General features: G+C 47.2%; 1 protein-coding gene. It reads right to left on the bottom strand.

All coding sequences use genetic code 11. The features are described 5' to 3' along the window. Nucleotides 1-303: Rib/alpha-like domain-containing protein (locus CD138_RS12790; RefSeq protein ID WP_142380762.1), on the bottom strand; the 303-nt coding region annotated here is incomplete at both ends.

Here is a 303-nt window from a genome sequence, read left to right as displayed (position 1 = left end):
GCTTGTTTACCTACGGTTACCGGTACTGTGATGTGGTCTGTTGTGCCATCTGGATACGTCACTGTCACACTCACATCTGTTGTGCCTTCTTGTGTGCCGTCAGGCAATTGACTTGGATCATCAATTGTAATTGTCGGTTGGTCACCATCTGTTGGGTAGCCTGGGATGTTCACTGCACCTTTCACTTCATCTTCTGATGTGGCAGTACCATAATCCTTCGTGATTGGCGTTGTTTCTGGTGTGTACTTGTCGTTATCTGCTTGTTTACCTACGGTTACCGGTACTGTGATGTGGTCTGTTGTG

Origin of the sequence: Staphylococcus intermedius NCTC 11048 (assembly GCF_002902385.1) — a bacterium.
In the GTDB taxonomy this organism is placed as follows: domain Bacteria; phylum Bacillota; class Bacilli; order Staphylococcales; family Staphylococcaceae; genus Staphylococcus; species Staphylococcus intermedius.
This window is presented reverse-complemented; position numbering and strand designations above follow the sequence as displayed.